This window comes from Pseudoduganella namucuonensis (assembly GCF_900116645.1).
In the GTDB taxonomy this organism is placed as follows: domain Bacteria; phylum Pseudomonadota; class Gammaproteobacteria; order Burkholderiales; family Burkholderiaceae_D; genus Rugamonas; species Rugamonas namucuonensis.
This window is the reverse complement of the sequence record NZ_FPBO01000035.1, coordinates 39,800-60,423: the sequence shown is the minus strand read 5'-3', so window position 1 is coordinate 60,423 and position 20,624 is coordinate 39,800. Positions and strand designations below refer to the sequence as shown.

Sequence of the window (20,624 nt, the reverse complement as noted above, 5' to 3'; positions counted from 1 at the left end):
GGTGCGACTGGAGGGTTGTGTCGTCATGACGGGGTTCAAGTAGTACAAAAGAGTTGGTATTGGAGAAAGCAGGCATGAATTTCACGCATAACGAGAAAGATACCGGGAAGAATTACACAGGTATTACCATCGTAATCCTGTTACACATCCTGATTGGCTACGGGATCGTGACGGGCTTGGGCAAGCGGTTGGTCGCCAAAATGATCGAACCGGTTGAGACCAAGATCATCGAGGAGGTCGCTCCTCCGCCGCCCAAGGAACTGCCGCCGCCGCCACCACCGCCAGAGATGAAAGCGCCACCACCGCCCTTCATCCCTCCGGTCGAGGTGAACGTGCAGCAGCCACCGCCGCCACAGAACACGATCGCCAACGCGACGAACGTGAAACCTGCGACGAACGAACTGCAGAAGCCTGCGCCGGCCGCACCGCCGGCACCGCCAGCGCCTCCCGCAAAGTCGGTGCACATTCCCGCGGTGGCCGATTTCAGCACTTGCGCCAAGCCCGAGTGGCCGAAATCGTCGCTGCGTAATGAAGAGACCGGTACCGTGACGCTGTCGTTCCTGATTGGTACGGACGGCGCCGTCAAGGAATCCAAGGTCGTGAAATCCAGTGGCTTCCGGGACCTGGACAAGGCCGCGGTGAACGGCATCGGCAGGTGCAGGTTCAAACCTGGCATGACCGATGGCAAGCCAGAAGAAGCATGGATGCAAATGCAATACGTCTGGACGCTGGAATAAAAAAAACGGGACAAAACACCGTCTCAACTTAGCAGCAATATTCGTTGATATTTCAGCGAACTGATTATTTTATCAATTTGGAGGAAGCATGTTTAAGAATACCCGTTTGTCCGCTGTACTGGCCGCAGTGCTGTTCTCGGTGACCGCAGCCACCGCTCTGGTCAGCGCCCCAGCCATGGCCGATACGGCTGCTCCGGCCGCGTCGGCCCCAGCAGCAGCTCCAGCGGATGCGGCGGCAGCACCAGCAGCAGATGCGGCAGCTCCAGCAGCAGCGCCGGCCGCCGGCGGCCACGGCAACATGGAAGAAGTGGAAAACCCGTTCGGCTTCCAGGCGGTGTGGAACGGCGGCTTCGTGCCACGCGCCACCCTGATCATCCTGGCCCTGATGTCCATGGGTTCGTGGTACATCATCATCACCAAGTTGATCGACCAGATGAAGATCTTCAAGCAAGCCAAGGAAACCTCGGCCAAGTTCTGGAAAGCCTCCTCCATCGCCGCCGGCTCCGCCACGCTGACCGAAGGCTCGCCATTCCGTTTCATCGCTGAAACCGGCACCAAGGCCACCGCCCACCACGACGGCGCCCTGCTGGAACAAATCGACCTGTCGACCTGGGTGACGATGTCGATCCAGCGCGCCGTCGACAAAGTGCAATCGCGTCTGCAAGACGGCCTGTCGTTCCTGGCGACCGTTGGTTCGACCTCCCCGTTCATCGGTCTGTTCGGTACCGTTTGGGGTATCTACGGCGCGCTGACCAACATCGGCATGACCGGTAACGCGTCGATCGACAAAGTGGCCGGCCCGGTGGGCGAGGCGCTGATCATGACCGCGCTGGGTCTGCTGGTCGCCGTTCCAGCCGTGCTGGGTTACAACTGGCTGGTTCGCCGCAACAAGACCGCCATGGAAGACGTGCGTTCCTTCTCCGCCGACGTGCACTCCGTGCTGATCTCCGGCGCGATGTCCACCAGCCAAGGCGCGGCACAGGCTGGTAAGAAGGTCGGGTAAACGCCATGTCGATGTCCGTAGGCTCCGATAGCGGAGAAGACGCAGTCCTCTCAGAGATCAACACGACGCCGCTGGTCGACGTCATGCTGGTTCTGCTGATCATCTTCCTGGTGACGAGCCCGGTTGTGCTCAAGCTGCAGAAGATTGAACTGCCGAAAGAGACCAACCAGGCGATTCAGACCAAGCCGGAAAATGTCAACATCGTGGTCAACAAGGATGGCGACATTTACTGGAACCAGAAGCGCATGGCCGATACGAATGAGCTGTTCGATTTCCTGAAGGTCGAGGCGGTGAAGGTCCCGCAGCCGGAAGTGCATGTGCGTGGCGACCGCGGTACGCGCTACGAATTCATCGGCAAGGTGATCTACACCACCCAGCGTGCTGGCATCCAGAAGGTCGGTTTCATCACGGAACCGCCTGACAGGGGCTAACACCACAGGGGGTCGCCCCCGCCGTCCGGACGCCACACGGTCCGGACGGATCTTCTGAAAGGAACACACATGAGTATGAATGTCGGTTCGAGTGGCGGTAGCAACGCCGAGCCAGAACCAATGATGGAAATGAACATGACGCCGCTGATCGACGTCATGCTTGTGCTGATCATCATGTTGATTATCACGATTCCAAAGGCGAACCACTCCGTCAACTTGAACATGCCGGTCGGCACCCCGCCGCCGCCCACCAAGGAGCCGGTGGTGATCACGATCGACGTCGACTTCGACGGCACGATCCTGTGGGACAACCAGGTCATCCCCGACCGTCCCACGCTGGAATCGAAGCTGATGACCGTGGCGGCGCAGGCCGACCAGCCGGAGGTGCATCTGCGTCCGAACAAGCTGGTGTCGTACGACGCGGTGGCGGGCGTGATGGCTTCGGCCCAGCGCCTGGGCGTGACCAAGATTGGTCTGGTCGGCAACGAACAGTTCCAATAACCGGTATTATTTTCCACGATAGGCAGGCATCCCCTGCCTATTTCGTTTTTAAGAAAGATTACTTCCCCATGACCAAGTTTCGTCTCGCTCATCTCGGCCTGGTGATGGCCGCCATCGGTTTCAACGCCGCGGCCCCCATGGTCGGCCTGACCTCGATCGCGCACGCCGCCGACACGGTCCGCGCCGAAGTCGGCAAGCCGCTGCAGGAGGCGCAGAAGCTGGCGCAAGCGGGCAAGAACAAGGAAGCGCTGGCCAAGCTGAAAGACGCCGACGCGGTTGGCGGCAAGTCCGAATTCGAGAAATACCAGATTGAGCGCGTGCGCGCCTCGGCGGCCGCGGCCGCCGGCGACAACGACACCGCCGCCCGCGCGTTCGAGGCGGTGGTCAACTCCGGCCGCCTGTCCGCCGCCGAGGCCCCGAAATTCACGCAAGCCCTGGCCGGCCTCTACTACCGCGCCAAGGACTACCCGAAAGCCATCACCTGGATCCAGCGCGCGCTGAAGGACAATCCGGGCGACACGCAGATGCGCGAACTGCTGACCCAGACCTACTACATCAGCGGCAAGTACGCCGAGGCGGCCAAGGAACTGCAATCGAACGGCAAGGCCTCCGAGGCCCAACTGCAGATGCTGGCCAACATCCAGCTGAAGCAGAACGACAAGGCCGGCTACGTGCAGACCCTGGAAAAACTGGCCGGCGGCTATCCGAAGACCAGCTACTGGGCCGACCTGCTGAACCGCGTGGTGGGCAAGCCCGGCTTCTCCAGCTCGCTGAACCTGGACGTGCTGCGCCTGAAGCTGGCGCTGGGCCTGCTGGCCAAGCCGGCCGACTACATGGAAATGGGCCAGCTGTCGCTGCAGACCGGCAACACCGCCGAGGCGCTGAAGATCATCGACCAGGGCTACAAGAAGGGCGCGCTGGGCACCGGCGCCGACGCCGGCCGCCACCAGCGCCTGAAGGACCTGGCGCTGAAGACCGAAGCCGAGGCCGTGAAGAACCGCGCCACGCAGGAAGCCGAGCTGCTGAAGAACAAGGACGCCGACGGCCTGGCCAACCTGGGCTACGCCATGGTCAGCGAGGGCAAGGGCGACGCCGGCCTGAAACTGATCGAGCAGGCGCTGAAGTTCGGCACCGCCAAGCGTCCGGAAGAGATGAAGCTGCACTACGGCCTGGCCCAGATCAACGCCGGCAAGAAGGCCGCCGGCCTGGCCACGCTGAAATCGGTCAAGGGCACCAACGGCGAGGCCGAGCTGGCCCGCTACTGGATCATGCAGACCAACCACCCGATGTAAGCGGCCGCCCCGCGCACGCCGAAAACGCCGCCCTGCCCCGCAGGCGGCGTTTTTTTTGGGGCCAACCCAAGGGCAAAAGGCCGGGGTCGGACCCCGCGGGTCCGACCCCGGATTCCGCATCTGGTTTTGGCGCTCCAGGCATTCCTTGTGTGAATCCCCGTCGCACCCCGTATAATCCCCCATTTAGCCCAGTTTTTCGCCCCCAAGATTCCCATGAAGGTATTTCGCGGACTACCCAATGCTGCAGCGCGCGCGCCCTGCGCATTAACCATAGGCAACTTCGACGGTGTCCACCGCGGCCACCAGGCCCTGCTCGCGCGCGTCCGCGCCGCCGCCGACCGCCTGGGCCTGGAGGCGGCCGTGATGACCTTCGAGCCCCACCCGCGCGAGTTCTTCGCGCAGAAGGCGGGCGACCTGTCGAAAGCCCCGGCCCGCATCGCCAACCTGCGCGACAAGCTGCAATCGCTGTCGAACAACGGCATCGACCGCGTCATCGTCGAGCACTTCGGCACCGCCTTCGCCGCGCTGACGCCGCGGGAATTCACCGAGCGCGTGCTGGTCGACGGCCTGCACGTGAAATGGCTGATGGTCGGCGACGACTTCTGCTACGGCGCCCGCCGCGCCGGCAACGTGCAGATGCTGATCGAGGCCGGCAAGCACTACGGCTTCGAGGTCGAGACGCTGCCCACCGTGATGAACGGCGACCACCGGATCTCCTCCTCGGCCGTGCGCGCCGCGCTGGCCTCCGGCAGCTTCCACCACGCCGAGCAGCTGCTGGGCCACCCGTACTCGATCTCCGGCCACGTGATCCACGGCCAGAAGCTGGGCCGCACCCTGGGCTACCCGACGCTGAACCTGCGCGTGCCGCACCGCCCCGCGCTGGGCGGCATCTTCGTGGTGCAAGTGCACGGCCTGGCCGACCAGCCGCTGCCCGCCGTGGCCAGCCTGGGCGTGCGCCCGACCGTGGAGGACGCCGGCCGCGTGCTGCTCGAGGTGCACATCTTCGACTACGCGCGGGCCTGCTACGGCCGCAACGTGCGCGTCGAGTTCCTGCACAAGATACGCGACGAGGAAAAGTTCATCGATCTGCCCACGCTGACCGCCGCCATCGACCGCGACGCGGCCGAGGCGCGCGCCTGGTTCGCCCGGCGCGGCGGCGCCGTCACCGCCACCGACCGAATTTGAGCGCCGCGCGCGCCGCGCGCCCCTCCGCGGCACCCAACGCTCACCGATACACCACATCTGAAGAACACCATGTCCGACAACAAACCAAAGAAGGCTGAAAGCAAATACCCGGTCAACATGACCGAGACCCCGTTCCCGATGCGCGGCGACCTCGCCAAGCGCGAGCCGAACTGGGTCAAGGATTGGCAAGAGAAGAAGATCTACCACCGCATCCGCAAGGCGGCCGCCGGCCGGCCGAGGTTCGTGCTGCACGACGGCCCGCCCTACGCCAACGGCGACATCCACATCGGCCACGCCGTCAACAAGATCCTCAAGGACATGGTCGTCAAGTCGCGCACCATGGCCGGTTTCGACGCGCCCTACGTGCCGGGCTGGGACTGCCACGGCATGCCGATCGAGATCCAGATCGAAAAACAGTACGGCAAGAACCTGCCGACCGCCGAGGTGCTGAGCAAGGCGCGCGCCTACGCGCACGAGCAGATCGAGCGCCAGAAGAAGGACTTCATCCGCCTGGGCGTGCTGGGCGAGTGGGAGAACCCCTACCTGACCATGAACTTCAGCAACGAGGCCGACGAGCTGCGCGCGCTCGGCAAGATGCTGGAAAAAGGCTATGTCTACCGCGGCCTGAAGCCGGTGAACTGGTGCTTCGACTGCGGCTCGGCGCTGGCCGAGGCGGAAGTGGAATACCAGAACAAGCGCGACCCGGCCATCGACGTCGGCTTCGCCTTCGCCGAGCATGACAAGCTGGCCGCCGCCTTCGACCTGCCGAAGCTGCCGACCGAGAACGGCTTCATCGTCATCTGGACCACCACGCCCTGGACCATCCCGTCCAACCAGGCGCTCAACGTGCACCCGGAAGTCAAATACGCGCTGGTGGAAACCACCCGCGACGGCCAGCCGCTGCTGCTGATCCTGGCGCAGGACCTGGTTGAATCCTGCCTGGCGCGCTACAAGCTCGAAGGCACCACCATCGGCACCTGCGCCGGCGCGGCGCTGGCCGGCATCCGCTTCAAGCACCCGCTGCACGCGCGCGACGCCTTCTTCGACCGCCACTCGCCGATGTACCTGGCCGAGTACGTGACCACCGAGAGCGGCACCGGCGTGGTCCACTCGGCGCCCGCCTACGGCCTGGACGACTTCATCTCCTGCAAGGCGCACGGCATGAAGGACGACGAGATCCTGAAACCGGTGATGGGCGACGGCAAATACGTGTCCACGCTGCCGCTGTTCGGCGGCCTGACGATCTGGGAGGCGTCCAAGCCGATCTGCGACGCGCTGCGCGAGGCCGGCGCCCTGTTCGAACTGAAGATGTTCGACCACAGCTATATGCACTGCTGGCGCCACAAGACCCCCATCGTCTACCGCGCCACCTCGCAGTGGTTCGCCGGCATGGACGCGCACCCGAAGGACGGCGGCGCCACCCTGCGCCAGACCGCGCTGAAAGGCATCGACGCCACCCGCTTCTTCCCGGACTGGGGCCAGGCGCGCCTGCACGGCATGATCGCCAACCGTCCGGACTGGACCCTGTCGCGCCAGCGCCAGTGGGGCGTGCCGATGGCCTTCTTCATCCACAAGGAAACCGGCGACCTGCACCCGCGCACCCCGGAACTGCTGGAACAAATCGCCCTGCTGATCGAAAAGAGCGGCATCGACGCATGGCAGGCGCTCGATCCGGCCACGCTGCTGGGCGACGAGGCGGCGCTGTACGAGAAGAACAAGGACACGCTGGACGTGTGGTTCGACTCCGGCACCACGCACCAGACGGTGCTGCGCGGTTCGCATAGGGAGCAAAGCGCATTCCCGGCCGACCTGTACGTGGAAGGCTCGGACCAGCACCGCGGCTGGTTCCACTCCTCGCTGCTGACGTCCTCCATGCTGAACGGCGCGCCGCCCTACAAGGCGCTGCTGACGCACGGCTTCGTGGTCGACGGCGAGGGCAAGAAGATGTCCAAGTCGGTCGGCAACACCGTGTCGCCGCAGGACGTGTCGAACAAGCTGGGCGCCGACATCCTGCGCCTGTGGGTGGCCGCCACCGACTACACCGGCGAGCTGTCGATCTCCGACGAGATCCTCAAGCGCGTGACCGAGTCGTACCGCCGCATCCGCAACACGCTGCGCTTCCTGCTGGCCAACACCTCGGACTTCGACGCGGCCAGGCACAGCGTGCCGGTGGCCGAACTGCTGGAGATCGACCGCTACGCGCTGGTCAACATGGCCGCGCTGCAGGGCGAGATCGCGCAGCACTACGAGAACTACGAGTTCCATCCGGTGGTGTCCAAGCTGCAGAACTTCTGCTCCGAGGACCTGGGCGGCTTCTACCTGGACATCCTGAAGGACCGCCTGTACACCTCCGCCGTGGATTCGCACGCGCGCCGCTCGGCGCAGACGGCGCTGTGGCACATCACGCAAAGCCTGCTGCGCGTGATGTCGCCGATGCTGTCGTTCACCGCCGAGGAGGCGTGGGCGGTGTTCGCCGGCGCCGAGGCGCTCAAGGCCAGCGACGAGACCATCTTCACGCAAACGTACTGGGAACTGCCCGCCGTGGCCGGCGCCGAGGCGCTGCTGGCCAAGTACACGGCCCTGCGCGCGGTGCGCGCCGACGTGACCAAGCAGCTGGAAGACCTGCGCACCTCGGGCGCGATCGGCTCCTCGCTGCAGGCGGAACTGCGCATCAAGGCCGCCGGCGACAAGTACCAGCTGCTGGCCAGCCTGGGGGACGACCTGAAGTTCGTGTTCATCACCTCCCAGGCGCTGGCCGAGGAAGTGGCGGCGGAGGCCGACGAGGCGGTGACGGTGGCCGCGTCCGAGGCGGCCAAGTGCGAGCGCTGCTGGCACTACCGCGCCGACGTCGGCGCCCACGCCGACCACGCCACACTGTGCGGCCGCTGCCACAGCAACCTGTTCGGCGCGGGCGAAAAGCGCCAGTACGCGTAAAATCGCGCACCCGCCCCCGTTGAATGGGACACGTAGGGCGGAGTAGCGCGCCAGCGCTATTCCGCCGGATGCGCGCAGGCCCGCATGCATCCGGCGGAATGCGCGTTGCGCACTCCGCCCTACGGTCACCGTGTTACGAGATTGCGGACATCCACCACGTTTCCATTACAAAGTCCTATGGCCACCAGACAAAAAAGCTTCTCGACTCAATCCTCCAGCGGCGGCGGCCTGGCCCCGTGGCTGGGCATCGCGTCCATCATCATCCTGCTGGACCAGATCACCAAGATCACGATCAACAAGACCTTCCGCTACGGCGAGGACATGTTCATCACCTCCTTCTTCAACCTCACGCTGGCCTACAACAAGGGCGCGGCCTTCAGCTTCCTGGGCAACGCCGGCGGCTGGCAGCGCTACTTCTTCACCGCCATCGGCGTCGGCGCGGCGCTGTTCATCGTCTACCTGCTGAAGAAGCACGCCAGCCAGCGCCTGTTCTGCTGGGCCATGGCGCTGATCCTGGGCGGCGCGGTGGGCAACGTGATCGACCGCATGGTGTACGGCCACGTGGTCGACTTCCTCGATTTCCACTGGCGCGGCATCGGCCACTTCCCGGCCTTCAACGTGGCCGACACCGCCATCTGCATCGGCGCCGGCCTGTTCATCCTCGATGAACTGCGCAGGGTGAACAAATAAACACGAAGCAAGAAGGAATAGCGATGGAATTGACCGGCAAGAAAATCGTCCTCGGCCTGTCCGGCGGCGTCGCCTGCTACAAGGCGGCGGAGCTGTGCCGCGCGCTGACCAAGGAGGGCGCCTCGGTGCAGGTCGTGATGACCGACGCGGCCACCCACTTCATCACCGCCGTCACCATGCAGGCGCTGTCCGGCAAGCCGGTCTACACCAGCCAGTGGGACCCGCGCGTGGACAACAACATGGCCCACATCGACGCCACCCGCGGCGCCGACGCGATCCTGGTCGCGCCCTGCTCGGCGGACTTCATCTACAAGCTGGCGCACGGCGTGTGCGACGACCTGCTGTCGACCATGTGCCTGGCCCGTCCGGGCGGCGTGCCGCTGCTGGTGGCGCCGGCCATGAACGTGGAGATGTGGCAGAACCCCGCCACCCAGCGCAACGTGCAGCAGATCCGCGACGACGGCATCGCCGTCTTCGGCCCCGCCGCCGGCGAGCAGGCCTGCGGCGAGGTGGGCATGGGCCGCATGCTGGAGGCGGACCAGCTGCTGGCCGAACTGGTGGCGTCGTTCCAGCCCAAGGTCCTGGCGGGCAAGCGCATCCTGGTGACCGCCGGCCCCACCTTCGAGGCCATCGACCCGGTGCGCGGCATCACCAATCTGTCCTCGGGCAAGATGGGCTACGCCGTGGCGCGCGCCGCGCGCGAGGCCGGCGCGGAGGTGATCCTGGTGTCCGGTCCCACCGCGCTGCCCACGCCGTTCGGCGTGCAGCGCCTCAACGTGCAAAGCGCGCAGCAGATGCACGACGCCGTGATGGCGTCGGTGCACGGCCAGCACGTGTTCATCTCGGTGGCCGCCGTGGCCGACTGGCGCGTGGTCAACCCCAGCACGCAGAAGGTCAAGAAGACCGCCGACGGCGCCGTGCCGGACCTGAAGTTCGAACAGAACCCCGACATCCTGGCCACCGTGGCCGCGCGCACCAGCCTGGCCGGCTATCCGTATTGCGTGGGCTTCGCCGCCGAATCGGAGAACCTGCTCGAATACGGCGCCGCCAAGCGCGAAAAGAAAGGCATCCCCCTGCTGGTCGGTAACATCGGCCACCACACCTTCGGCCAGGACGACAACACCATCATCCTGTTCGACGAAAACGGCCACACCATCCTGCCGCGCGCCGACAAGCTCACGCTGGCGCGCCAGCTCATTTCAGAGATCTCGAAACGGATCGACAAGCACTCCCTCTTTCAATAAGCACGCACCATGAAAAACATCGCCGTCAAAATCCTCGATCCGCGCATGAAAGACCAGATGCCGGCCTACGCCACCCCCGGCAGCGCCGGCCTGGACCTGCGCGCCTGCGTCGACGCGCCCATCGTCATCGAGCCCGGCCAGACCGTGCTGGTGCCCACCGGCCTGGCCATCCACATCGCCGATCCGGGCTACGCCGCCATGATCCTGCCGCGCAGCGGCATGGGCCACAAGAACGGCATCGTGCTGGGGAATCTGGTAGGCTTGATCGACTCCGACTACCAGGGACAACTGATGGTGTCCACCTGGAACCGGGGTCAAAACACGTTTACGCTGAACCCCATGGAGCGCCTGGCCCAACTGATTATCGTGCCGGTGCTGCAGGTGGGCTTCGACGTAGTGGAGGAATTCGGTGACAGCGAACGCGGCGAAGGCGGCTTCGGCAGCACCGGCAAACACTAAGGAACAGGATCCATGGCAGGCAAGGCATTCGGGAAACGGGTTACAGGCGGGGCGACGGCGCTCGCGGGCGCGGCGGCGTTGCTGCTGACGGGCTGTTCGACGCTATTGCCGCAAACGCCGCAGCCCGCGCAGCCGCCCGCCTCCGCCAGGCCGTCCGACCCCGAGGCGCCCGCGCTGTCGGCGCGCGCCGCCGCCGCGCAGGGTTCGCTGAAGACCATGGTCGCGCTGCAGGACCGCCTGTCGCGCGTCTCCGCGCCGCTGCTGATCAACAACGCCGACCTGTGCCGCACGCAGGCGCGCAACCTGCTCGGCTTCACCGCGCAGAACCGCTATTCCTACCCGGGCGAATACAACGAGGCCTCCGTGGCCGTGCTGGGCTACGGCGAGCGGCTGCAGGTGAGCTCCGTGCTGGCCGGCAGCGGCGCCGCCCGCGCCGGCCTGCGCAAGGGCGACAACCTGATGGCGGTGGAGGGCAAGCAGCTGCCGGGCGGCCCCGAGGCCGAGGTGCAGGCGGCCGAGGTGCTCGGCCCGCTGGTCGGCAGCCGCGCCGCGCTGGACGTGACCATCGCCCGCACCGGCAACAACCAGACCCTGAAGGTGCCGGTCACGCGCGCCTGCGCCATCCGCGTCAACCTGGGCAACTCGGACAACATCAATTCCTACGCCGACGGCTCGCGCGTGCTGATCACGCGCGGCATGATCAACTTCGCGCAAAGCGACGAGGCGATCGCCTTCGTGATGGCCAAGGACATCGCGCACAACGTGCTGGGCCACCCGGGCGCGATGCGCAATTCGGCCACCGTCGGCAGCATGATCGACAACCTGGTGCGCGCCAAGCCGGACCTGTCGCTGCTGATCGGCGGCGCCGGCATCAAGGCGGTGCCGGCCGACATGGACGCGGCGGCCGACAGCCTGGCGCTGTACATGCTGGCGCGCGCCGGCTACAACATCGACCACGCCAAGCCGTTCTGGCAGCGCCTGGCCAGCCAGTATCCGGCCACGGTGCTGAACGGCTACACGGCGGTGCACCCCGGCACCGCCCAGCGCATGGCCGCCATCGACCGCACGGTCGCCGAGATCAAGGCCAAGCTGGCCGCGAAAAAGCCGCTGCTGCCATGAAAACCACGCTGGCACTGATGCTGCTGTGCGCCTGCGCCCCGCTCTGCGCCAAGGCCGGCGACCAGGCCTGGACGCGCGTCAGCGGCAACAGCGCCAGCGAGCTGTATATCGACCAGCGCGACATCAAGGACGAGGACGAGGGCCGCAAGGCCTGGACCCTGCGCAGCTACCGCCGGCCGCAGACCGCGCCGGACGGCAAGACCTACCGCTCCGTGAAGGCGCAATACGCCTACGCCTGCGGCGAGCGCACCGCCACCCTGCTGGCCCAGAGCTACTATCCGGAGGCGATGGGACGCGGCGAGGCGGTGGGCACGTTCAAGTACGAGCAGTACGACGCCGAGAAAATCCTGCCCGGCAGCGTGAACGAAAGCGCCTTCAAGCGCGTGTGCCGCAAGCGGCCGCGCCGATAAGCCCGCCGATAAGCCATATCCGCGGCGCCGCCTGCAGCCCCGCCCGCGCCATAGTATAGTCACGCGATGGACAGCATAGACCTCGAAGTACTGAAAACCAGCGCCGCCTGGATCGCCGCCGGCCACCGCGCGGAACTGGTGACCGTGATGAAAACCTGGGGCTCCAGCCCGCGCCCGATCGGCGCCACCCTCGCCATTTGCGACGACGGCACGGTGGTGGGCTCCGTCTCGGGCGGCTGCATCGAGGACGACCTGATCGCCCGCGTGCGCGAACGCGGCATCACCCGCACCGTCCCGGAGGTGGTCAGCTACGGCATCACGGCCGACGAGGCGCACCGCTTCGGCCTGCCCTGCGGCGGCACCATCGAACTGGCGATCGAGCCGATCGGCGCGCACAGCCGCATCGCCGAGCTGCTCGCCATGCTGGACCAGCGCCAGCTGGTCGAACGCCGCCTGAACCTGGACACCGGCGCCGTCGCGCTGGCCCCCGCCCCGGCCGGCAACATCCTCGAACTGGCCGGCAACGAGCTGGTCACCCAGCACGGCCCGCGCTGGCGGCTGCTGATCATCGGCGCCGGGCAGCTGTCGCGCTTCCTGGCGCAGATCGCCAGCGCCATGGACTACCACGTCACCGTCTGCGACCCGCGCGAGGAATACCGCGCCGGCTGGCAGGTCGACGGCGCGCAGTTGGTGCACGCCATGCCGGACGACCTGGTGCAGCAGATGCGGCTGGACCACCGCAGCGCCGTGGTGGCGCTGACGCACGATCCCAAGCTGGACGACTTGGCGCTGATGGAGGCGCTGAAGTCGGACGCCTTCTACGTCGGCGCCATCGGCTCGCGCCTGAACAACGGCAAGCGGCGCGAACGCCTGCTGCAGTTCGACGTCACGCCGGAGCAGCTGGACAAGCTGCACGGCCCGATCGGCATGTACATCGGCAGCAAGACGCCGGCCGAGATCGCGATCTCCATCCTGGCCGAGATGACGGCGGTGAAGAACGGCGTGCCGTCCGCGCTGCGGCTCAACCACGCCGCCGCGCTGACGCCGGAATCGGCCACGCCGAACGCCTGCCTGGTGCGCTGAGCGACTCAATGGCGATTCAATAGCAAGAATCGGCTGGCGGGGCCGGCCGCGCTGCCCCACAATACCGCTAGTCTATACAACTACCGGAGTCCCATGAGCACCGCCAACCTGCTGCGCCTTATCCTGCTAGCCGCGATCTGGGGCGGCTCCTTCCTCTTCATGCGCATCGCCGCGCCCGTGCTCGGCCCGGCGGTGCTGATCGAGTACCGCGTGGTGTTCGCCGCCCTGTTCCTCGCCATCGTCGGCCTGATGATGAAAAAGCCGCTGGACCTGCGCCAGCACTGGAAGCATTACCTGATCCTCGGGCTGTTCAACTCCGCCCTGCCCTTCCTGCTGTTCGCCTACGCCGCGCGCACGCTGTCCGCGTCCGTGCTGTCGGTGCTGAACGCCACCGCGCCGATCTGGGGCGCCCTGCTCGGCGCGGTGTGGCAGCGCCAGATGGTGGGCGGCCGCGTGCTGCTGGGCCTCGCGCTGGGCACCGCCGGCGTCGCGCTGCTGGTGGGCTTCGACCACTCCAGCGCGCAGGCCGGCGCCGGCCTGGCCATCGCCGCCGCGGTGTTCGCCTCCTTCAACTACGGCATCGCCAGCACCTACGCGCGCCAGGCCAAGGCGGTGGAACCGTTCGCCAACGCGCACGGCTCGATGTGGGCCGCCTCGCTGCTCACCATCCCGTCGCTGGCCGTCTTCCCCTCGCCCGGCGAACCGACGCCGGGCATCATCGGCGCCGCCTTGGCGCTCGGTGTGCTGTGCAGCGGCGTCGCCTACCTGCTGTACTACAAGCTGGTGCGCGACGTGGGCGCCACCTCGGCGCTGACGGTCACCTTCATCAGCCCCCTGTTCGGCATCCTGTGGGGCGTGCTGTTCCTGGGCGAGACGGTGGGCTGGTACACGGTGGCCGGCGCGGCCATCGTCATCGTCGGCACGGCGCTGGTGACGGGCTTCAAGCCCGACCTGTCCTGGCTGCGCAAATCGGCGGCGTGATGGAGCGCTTCGAGATCGCCCTCCCCGGGGGCTACCGCCTGCACGACCTGCTCGCCTTCCATGGCCGTGACGCGGAAAGCGTGGCCGAGGAGGTGAAGCCGGACCGCTTGCGCAAGGGCGTGCTGCTCGACGGCGTGCCGGTGGTGCTGGATATCGCCCTGGGCGCGGACCGCGCCGCCTGCGCGGTGCTGGCGGACGGCGACCCGGCGGCGCATGCCGCCGTCGCGCCGCTGGCCAGGGAAGCCGCGCTCAACATCCTCGGCCTGCGCATCGATCCGCAACCCTTCCTCGACTTCGCCGCCGGCGACGCGCTGCTGGGCGAGCTGTCGCGCCGCCAGCCCGGCCTGCGCATCGTGCAGTCGGCCACGGTGTTCGAGGCGCTGACCTGGGCCATCATCGGCCAGCAGATCAACCTCCCCTTCGCGATCGCCCTGCGCCGCACGTTCATCCTGCGGGCCGGACGCCGGCACAGCGGCGGCCTGTGGTGCTACCCGGACGCCGCCAGCGCGGCCGGACTGGATCCGGACGAACTGCTCACCCGAAAATTCTCGCGCGCCAAGGCGGAAACCCTGCTGCGCTTCTCCGCGCTGGTGGCGAGCGGTGAATTGAACCTGGAGCCCGGCCCCGGCAACGACATCGAGGACATCGGCAAGGCGCTGCTGGCGGTGAAGGGCATCGGCCCGTGGACCGTCAACTACGGCCTGCTGCGCGGCTACGGCTACGCCGACTGCTCGCTGCACGGCGACGTCGCCATCCGCGCCGCGCTGCAAGCGCTGCTGGGCGAAGAGGCCAAGCCGGACATGGCGCGCACCGAGGCCATCCTCAAGCGCTACGCGCCCCACCGCACCATGGCCGCCGCGCACCTGTGGGCCAGCCTGCATCCGCGCGGCGACGACGGTCAATCGTAGTATTCAATAGTAGTACTTCGTCTGCTTCGCCCACTTGCTGTTCGGGTAGTGCTTGTGCAGCAGGTTGAAGGCCTCGCGCGAATACTGCGCGCGCGGCTGCTCCTTCTCCGCCTTGCCCGAACCGTACGGGCACTCCATGCGCGTGGACGCCACCAGGAAATGCAGCGCCTTGGGCGCCTCCTCGTCGCTGGGCTTCTGCTTCGCCCACGCCAGCAGCGCCGGCGCGATGAATTCGGTGCGCAGCGGGAGCCTCATCAATGCCTGCTGTTCCTTTGCCGCCTCCGCGAGTTGTCCGGCGCCCAGATAGCGCGGCGGCTGCGCGGGCACGCCGCCATCCTCGCCCGGCTCGCTGCTTCCGCACCCCCAGTCCCGGCCGCGGCCGAAGGCATCGATCACCTTGGGATTGAGCTCCGGCGTGTTCACCAGCAGCAGCGCGCCCGCCAGCTTGCGCTCCGCGCCGCTGGCCGCGTTGCGGTAGCGCGCATACAGGTGCCCGGTGGTCTTGCGCCCCTTCGCCAGGCCGTCCAGCAGCGCCAGCGCCGTCGCCTCGTCGTTCAGGATCAGGGCGCGCGCCATCGTCGCCTCGCGCAGCGGCGCCTGCCATTTCGCCGGCAGGCGCGGATGCGCCAGCAGCGCCTTCAGTTCGCTCATCGGCATGTGACGGAACACGCTCAACGCGAAGTCCTCGTCGGTGTCCCCGTCGGTGTCCGCTTCGGCCGGCGCGCCGTCGATGGCCCCGCCCTGCTCCACGCCGTCCGGCTTGCGCGGCGCGGCGGCCAAGAACGCGTCCAGCGTGCCGGCCGACGCCATCTTCAGCGCCAGGTAGCGGTTGGCCGTCGCCGTGGACATGGCCTTGCCGTGGGCGGCCATCAGGCGGTCGATCTCCCGGTCCGCCTTCTCGGCCTGCTTCTCGGCGATGGCCAGCCGCGCCAGGTGGTACTGCAGGTCCAGGTAGAGTGGATGTTTCGCCGGCACGGCGGCGGCGGCCTTGCGCTCCGCCTCCCGCAACTCGCCCGGGTGGGCCAGCGTGAGCAGGGGCGCCAGCCACAGGGCGTCCGGCTGATTCAGCCAGCGCTGGCGCAGGGTTTCCATGGCCTCCTTGCGCACCTGCTGCGTTTCCTTGCCGCGCGCGTCGTCGAAGTAGTCGCCCGGGACTTCGGCCTGCATCGCGCCTATCCACGCGGTGAGCGGCTCCTTCGCCGCGATCATGGCGGCGCGCGGCTGCTTGTCCAGCAAAACCAGGTAATCGCTCAGCAGGCGCGGCGTGTCCGCGCCGAAGGGCTCCTGTTCCAGCTGCCGCGCCAGCGCGGCGATGCGCGCCGCCGGATCGATGCGCGCGTCCACCAGCGTGATCATCCGCTTCGCCGGCGCGAACGACGGCGCCAGCGCCTCCAGCTCCTTGCGCGCCTGCAGCAGTTTGGTGTTGCGGTCCGGCGCCTTGCCCTCGCCGTCCAGCGTGGCGGCGCGTATCAGGCTGCGCGCGGCGAGATAGGCGCCCAGCGTTTTCCAGGGTGACTTGGCGTCCTGCGCCACCAGCTGGAACTGCTTGCGCGCGGCGTCGAAATCGCGGGAATAGAAGTACGCGGCGGCGGTCTGGTAGGCATGGTCGGCCTTCAGCCAATCCGGCGCCCCGGCGGCGGGCGCGGGCGGCAATCGCGTCACCCGTTTGGGCCGCGGCTGGCCGTATTGGTGAGGCGGCTCCTGGCAGTTGGCGAACACCGCGTCCTGCCCTTGCAGCCAGGCCTTGTGCCACGCGTCCGGCTTGCCGCCGGCGCCCAGTTGCGCGCGCGCCTTCAAGGTGACGGTGGCCTGGCGGAAGGCGTCGCCATGGCAGTTCACATAGCTGCCGTCGTCGGTCTCGCCCATCACGTCCAGCTTCACGTCGACCGGCAGGCCCCATTGCCTGGCGTAGGCGGCGCGCTCCTTGCTCCAGCCGCCGCTGCCGTTTTTCTCGGGCTCGTACGCGTAGTCCCAATCGCTGCCCTTGCCCACGTGCCAGCGGTCCAGCTCCAGCGCGGCCAGTTGCCCCGCCGTGAGGGCGCGGCCCTTCGCCGCCTGGTAGGCCAGGTAGTGATAGATGCGCCAGTAGGTGCCGGGCAGCACGCCCAGGTCGCCGCCCGCGTATTGCGCCAGCGCGGCGGGCGCCACCTGGTAGAGGGAGGCGTAACGGTTGTCGGTGAAACCGTCGGCGCCGCTGGACAGCGCGGCACGCGGCAATGCCAGCAGCAATGCCGCGGCAAGGCAGGAAGGTAGTCGGGACGGGCGCATGGTCATGTCGGTGGTTGGGTGGGGTTCGTCTCGGCGCGCCAAGTGGCGGGCGTCCATGGACGGGGAGAGAAATAATAGCTGCGCGGGTTCACGCCGCGCAGGCCCGGTTCGTCGGTGGCGTAGCCGGCCGCGTGGCGGCAGGCGTGCCGCGGGAAGCCGTCGCGCCGCAGACGCTGGCGCAGCGCCTGTTCGCCCGGCCCCATGCGGAAGGCCATGGGCACGATCTCGTCGGCCAGGCCGGACGGCAGCCAGTGATCGTCCAGGCACCAGGACGCCAGCGCGGTCACCGACAGCGCCATCCCGGGCGGCAGGCGGCGGCGCGCCTCGGCCATCACGCGCGCCAGGAAGGGACGCTGCGAGCGGCGCACCTCGAAGTCGAGCTGCACCACGTGGCGGTTGCCGCGTTGCGCCACGCGCAGCAATTCCCGCACCACGCGCTCGGCCTGCAACGCGTTCAGCGCCGGCGGCTCGCGCCAGGACGCGTCCACGTGCAGCACCGGCACCCTGGCCACGCCGTCGGCCGTCAGCAGCGGCGCCATGCGGGGATGGACGATCGCCTCGTCGCCGCGCAGCACGACGCTGGCCGCGACATAGGCCACGCCCACGTCCCTTGGCAGCCAGCGCAAGTCCTCCGGCCGCTCCCACGCCCACACCATGCGCGCGGGCAGCGTGGCCAGCGCGGGATGCCGTTGCGGCGCCGGCTCGCCGCCGCGCAAGCCGATCAGCGCGAGCACCAGGGGCGGCAGCAAAAGTAAGGGCGCCAAGCGTCTCATCCAGGCAGCATAAAGCACGGTTGAACCTCGCGCAACGCCGGGCTTTCGGCTACGATCCCCATACACGGAGGACGACATGCATACTGAAACCATCCCGCCGAAACCCAGCGCCATGCTGGTGGCCCGCCTGCGCGCGGCGCACCAGTTCCTGGACCGGCCGCCGATACTGGACGACCCGCTGGCCCTGAAAATACTCGGCGCCGAGGAGGAGGCGCGGCTGCGCGCCGACATCGACAAGCTCAACGAGCCCTCCACCACGGCGCTGCGCACGATACTGGTGATCCGCAGCCGCCTGGCCGAGGACAGCTGGCGCGACGCGCGACGGCGCGGCGTGACACAGCACGTCACGCTGGGCGCCGGCCTGGACACGATGGCCTACCGCGGCGACACGGCGGCGGCGCGCCTGTTCGAGGTGGACTTGCCGGCCACCCAGCGATGGAAGCGCGGCCTGCTGGAAGCGGCCGGCATTCCCGTCCCGGCGACGCTCAGCTATGTCGCCACCGACTTCGAGGAGGGCGCGCTGGCGCCGGCCTTGGCGGCGGCGGGATTCGACCGCGGCGCGCCGGCCTGCTTCTCGTGGCTGGGCGTCACGCTCTACCTGGAACCGGGGGACGTGGAAGACACCTTGCGCCACATCGCCGGCTGCGCGCCCGGCTCCAGCGTGGTGTTCGACTACGTCGTCGCGCCCGAGCTGCAGGCGCCGGCCGACCGCGCCGCGATGGACGCCATTTCCGCCAGCCTGGCCCATGGCGGCGAGCCCTGGAAAAGCAACTTCCATCCGGACGCGCTGGACCGCATGCTGCGCGGCCTCGGTTACAGCCGGGTCGAGCACTTCGACCGCGAGCGCATGGCGGCCATGTACCTGGCGGGCCGCGGCGACCAGCTGCACCTGGGCAGCGCCACCCGCATGGTACGGGCCACGGTGTGATGCGGAAATGAAAAAAGCCGTCGACACTCGGGAGAGTGTCAACGGCTTTTAGTATTTGGTTGCGGGGACAGGATTTGAACCTGTGACCTTCGGGTTATGAGCCCGACGAGCTGCCAGACTGCTCCACCCCGCGTCTGATGAACGTATTATAGGTCAGTTCGCCGCTTTAGGCAATATTTATCCTAAAAACCCGGATCATAGAACTTTTATATCTGGCACGATAACTGCATAGCGTGCCGCCACACTACGCGTAGAGCACGCAATCGGTGTAAAGTAAGCGAAAACGTGACCAATGCCCCGAACCTGCCCGCTCCCATGAAATTCTGCTCCGAATGCGCCCATCCCGTCGAGCTGACCGTCCCCGCCGGCGACAACCGCCCGCGCTACGTCTGCGCGCAATGCACCACCATCCATTACCAGAACCCCAAGATGGTGCTGGGCTCGGTTCCCGTCTGGGAGCGCGAGGGCAAGCTGCAGGTGCTGCTGTGCAAGCGCGCCATCGAGCCGCGCTACGGCTACTGGACCTTGCCGGCCGGCTTCATGGAAAACAATGAAACCACCGCCGAGGCCGCCGTGCGCGAGACCGAGGAGGAGGCCGGCGCCAACATCGAGCTGGGCCAGCTGTTTACCCTGATTAACGTGGCGCGCGTGCACCAGGTGCATATGTTCTACCTGGCCACCCTGCGCGACCTCGATTTCGCCCCCGGGGAGGAAAGCCTGGACGTGCGGATGTTCAGCGAGGACGAGATCCCCTGGGACGAACTCGCCTTCCCCACCATCCGCGCCACGCTGGAACTGTTTTTCGCCGACCGCGTCCGCATGCGCGAGGGCGGCGCCTACGGCTTCCACACCCTGGACATCTCCAAGCCCATGCGCAGTGACGTATGATCCCCTGGCTGGACGCCCACACCCCCTTTCCCGACGTCGATGAAGCGCTGACCACCGACGCGCCCGGGCTGCTGGCCGCCGGCGCCGACCTGTCGCCGGCGCGCCTGCTGGCCGCCTACCAGCGCGGCATCTTCCCCTGGTTCTCCGAGGGCCAGCCCATCCTGTGGTGGAGCACCGACCCGCGCATGGTGCTGATGACGGCCGACTTCCGAGTCTCGGACAGCCTCAAGAAGGCCATCCGGAAGGTGCAGCGCAGCGCGGCCGACGGCGGCCGCTGGGAGGTGCGCTTCGACTTCGCCTTCGAGGACGTGATGCGCGCCTGCGCCGCCCCGCGCCGCGACGGCCCCGGCACCTGGATCTCGGAGGACATCATCGCCGGCTACACCGGCCTGCACCGGCTCGGCTACGCGCACTCGTCCGAACTGTGGCTGGACGGCGAACTGGTGGGCGGCGCCTACGGCGTGTGCATCGGCCGCATGTTCTACGGCGAATCGATGTTCGCGCGCGTCACCGACGGCTCCAAGATCGCGCTGGCCTACCTGGTGCACTTCCTGCGCGGCCACGGCGTGGCCATGATCGACTGCCAGCAGGAAACCGGCCACCTGGCCTCGCTGGGCGCCGCGCCCATTCCGCGCGCCGAATTCCTCGCGCACCTGCGGCGCAACATCGCGCTGCCCCCGATCCGCGACTGGCGGCCCGCGCCGCCGTATCCATCCGCCACAGTTTAGTGCGCGCGTTCACACTGTTCCCGGCCGGACGCGTTATGATAGGATCAAAGACATTGGCACTG

Annotated in this window: 20 protein-coding genes and 1 tRNA gene; 18 read left to right on the top strand and 3 right to left on the bottom strand. The window is 67.4% G+C overall.

The window, feature by feature from the left end:
• Positions 1-74: 74 nt before the first annotated feature.
• From BM436_RS28175 to BM436_RS28105, 15 genes are all read left to right on the top strand, one after another.
• Positions 75-737, top strand: a complete 663-nt coding sequence (locus BM436_RS28175) for an energy transducer TonB (protein ID WP_093559031.1) — start codon at positions 75-77, stop codon at positions 735-737.
• Positions 738-825: 88 nt separating this feature from the next.
• Positions 826-1,740 carry a MotA/TolQ/ExbB proton channel family protein gene (locus BM436_RS28170; protein WP_218164947.1) on the top strand — a complete coding sequence of 305 codons (915 nt, stop codon included), beginning with the start codon at positions 826-828 and terminating at the stop codon, positions 1,738-1,740.
• Between the two features lie 5 nt (positions 1,741-1,745).
• Positions 1,746-2,171 carry an ExbD/TolR family protein gene (locus BM436_RS28165; RefSeq protein ID WP_093559029.1) on the top strand — a complete coding sequence of 142 codons (426 nt, stop codon included), beginning with the start codon at positions 1,746-1,748 and terminating at the stop codon, positions 2,169-2,171.
• Between the two features lie 69 nt (positions 2,172-2,240).
• Positions 2,241-2,672 (top strand): ExbD/TolR family protein, encoded by a 432-nt coding sequence (locus BM436_RS28160; RefSeq protein WP_218164946.1) that lies wholly within the window; start codon positions 2,241-2,243, stop codon positions 2,670-2,672.
• A gap of 68 nt (positions 2,673-2,740) precedes the next feature.
• The gene (locus BM436_RS28155) at positions 2,741-3,964 is read left to right on the top strand and encodes a tetratricopeptide repeat protein (protein WP_093559025.1); all 1,224 of its coding nucleotides are present in this window, start codon (positions 2,741-2,743) and stop codon (positions 3,962-3,964) included.
• A gap of 213 nt (positions 3,965-4,177) precedes the next feature.
• Positions 4,178-5,149, top strand: coding sequence for a bifunctional riboflavin kinase/FAD synthetase (locus tag BM436_RS28150; protein ID WP_093559023.1), 972 nt, complete (start codon positions 4,178-4,180; stop codon positions 5,147-5,149).
• Between the two features lie 69 nt (positions 5,150-5,218).
• Entirely contained in the window at positions 5,219-8,083 is a 2,865-nt protein-coding gene (ileS, locus tag BM436_RS28145; RefSeq protein ID WP_093559021.1) for an isoleucine--tRNA ligase, read from the top strand.
• Between the two features lie 177 nt (positions 8,084-8,260).
• Positions 8,261-8,773 (top strand): signal peptidase II, encoded by a 513-nt coding sequence (gene lspA, locus BM436_RS28140; RefSeq protein WP_093559019.1) that lies wholly within the window; start codon positions 8,261-8,263, stop codon positions 8,771-8,773.
• 23 nt (positions 8,774-8,796) lie between these two features.
• Complete coding sequence (coaBC, locus tag BM436_RS28135) at positions 8,797-10,017, top strand: bifunctional phosphopantothenoylcysteine decarboxylase/phosphopantothenate--cysteine ligase CoaBC (protein WP_093559017.1); 1,221 nt, start codon at positions 8,797-8,799, stop codon at positions 10,015-10,017.
• 9 nt (positions 10,018-10,026) lie between these two features.
• Positions 10,027-10,476 (top strand): dUTP diphosphatase, encoded by a 450-nt coding sequence (gene dut / locus BM436_RS28130; RefSeq protein WP_093559015.1) that lies wholly within the window; start codon positions 10,027-10,029, stop codon positions 10,474-10,476.
• 12 nt (positions 10,477-10,488) lie between these two features.
• Positions 10,489-11,595: a M48 family metallopeptidase gene (locus tag BM436_RS28125; protein ID WP_093559013.1), complete on the top strand. Its 1,107-nt coding sequence runs from the start codon at positions 10,489-10,491 to the stop codon at positions 11,593-11,595.
• Positions 11,592-12,005: a surface-adhesin E family protein gene (locus BM436_RS28120; RefSeq protein ID WP_093559011.1), complete on the top strand. Its 414-nt coding sequence runs from the start codon at positions 11,592-11,594 to the stop codon at positions 12,003-12,005. Before BM436_RS28125 ends, BM436_RS28120 begins: the two co-directional genes overlap by 4 nt.
• 66 nt (positions 12,006-12,071) lie before the next feature.
• Positions 12,072-13,088: an XdhC family protein gene (locus BM436_RS28115; RefSeq protein WP_093559009.1), complete on the top strand. Its 1,017-nt coding sequence runs from the start codon at positions 12,072-12,074 to the stop codon at positions 13,086-13,088.
• 93 nt (positions 13,089-13,181) lie between these two features.
• Positions 13,182-14,069 (top strand): DMT family transporter, encoded by an 888-nt coding sequence (locus tag BM436_RS28110; protein ID WP_093559007.1) that lies wholly within the window; start codon positions 13,182-13,184, stop codon positions 14,067-14,069.
• Positions 14,069-14,977, top strand: a complete 909-nt coding sequence (locus BM436_RS28105) for a DNA-3-methyladenine glycosylase 2 (protein WP_093559005.1) — start codon at positions 14,069-14,071, stop codon at positions 14,975-14,977. Before BM436_RS28110 ends, BM436_RS28105 begins: the two co-directional genes overlap by 1 nt.
• A 3-nt stretch (positions 14,978-14,980) precedes the next feature.
• On the opposite strand, the gene BM436_RS28100 is transcribed toward BM436_RS28105, so the two are convergent.
• A complete protein-coding gene (locus BM436_RS28100) occupies positions 14,981-17,245 on the bottom strand; it encodes a hypothetical protein (RefSeq protein WP_143133334.1) in 2,265 nt (754 codons plus the stop codon).
• 2 nt (positions 17,246-17,247) lie between these two features.
• Positions 17,248-18,009, bottom strand: coding sequence for a hypothetical protein (locus BM436_RS28095; RefSeq protein ID WP_143133333.1), 762 nt, complete (start codon positions 18,007-18,009; stop codon positions 17,248-17,250).
• Positions 18,010-18,094: 85 nt separating this feature from the next.
• Between BM436_RS28095 and BM436_RS28090 the strand changes: the two genes are divergently transcribed.
• Positions 18,095-18,946 carry a class I SAM-dependent methyltransferase gene (locus BM436_RS28090; protein ID WP_093558999.1) on the top strand — a complete coding sequence of 284 codons (852 nt, stop codon included), beginning with the start codon at positions 18,095-18,097 and terminating at the stop codon, positions 18,944-18,946.
• 56 nt (positions 18,947-19,002) lie between these two features.
• On the opposite strand, the gene BM436_RS28085 is transcribed toward BM436_RS28090, so the two are convergent.
• Positions 19,003-19,079 (bottom strand) — tRNA-Met (locus BM436_RS28085).
• A 182-nt stretch (positions 19,080-19,261) separates the two neighbouring features.
• Between BM436_RS28085 and BM436_RS28080 the strand changes: the two genes are divergently transcribed.
• Both BM436_RS28080 and aat read left to right on the top strand, forming a co-directional pair.
• Entirely contained in the window at positions 19,262-19,834 is a 573-nt protein-coding gene (locus BM436_RS28080; RefSeq protein WP_093558997.1) for an NUDIX hydrolase, read from the top strand.
• Positions 19,831-20,562 carry a leucyl/phenylalanyl-tRNA--protein transferase gene (gene aat, locus BM436_RS28075; protein WP_093558995.1) on the top strand — a complete coding sequence of 244 codons (732 nt, stop codon included), beginning with the start codon at positions 19,831-19,833 and terminating at the stop codon, positions 20,560-20,562. The genes BM436_RS28080 and aat overlap by 4 nt, the downstream gene beginning before the upstream one ends.
• Positions 20,563-20,624 lie beyond the last annotated feature (62 nt).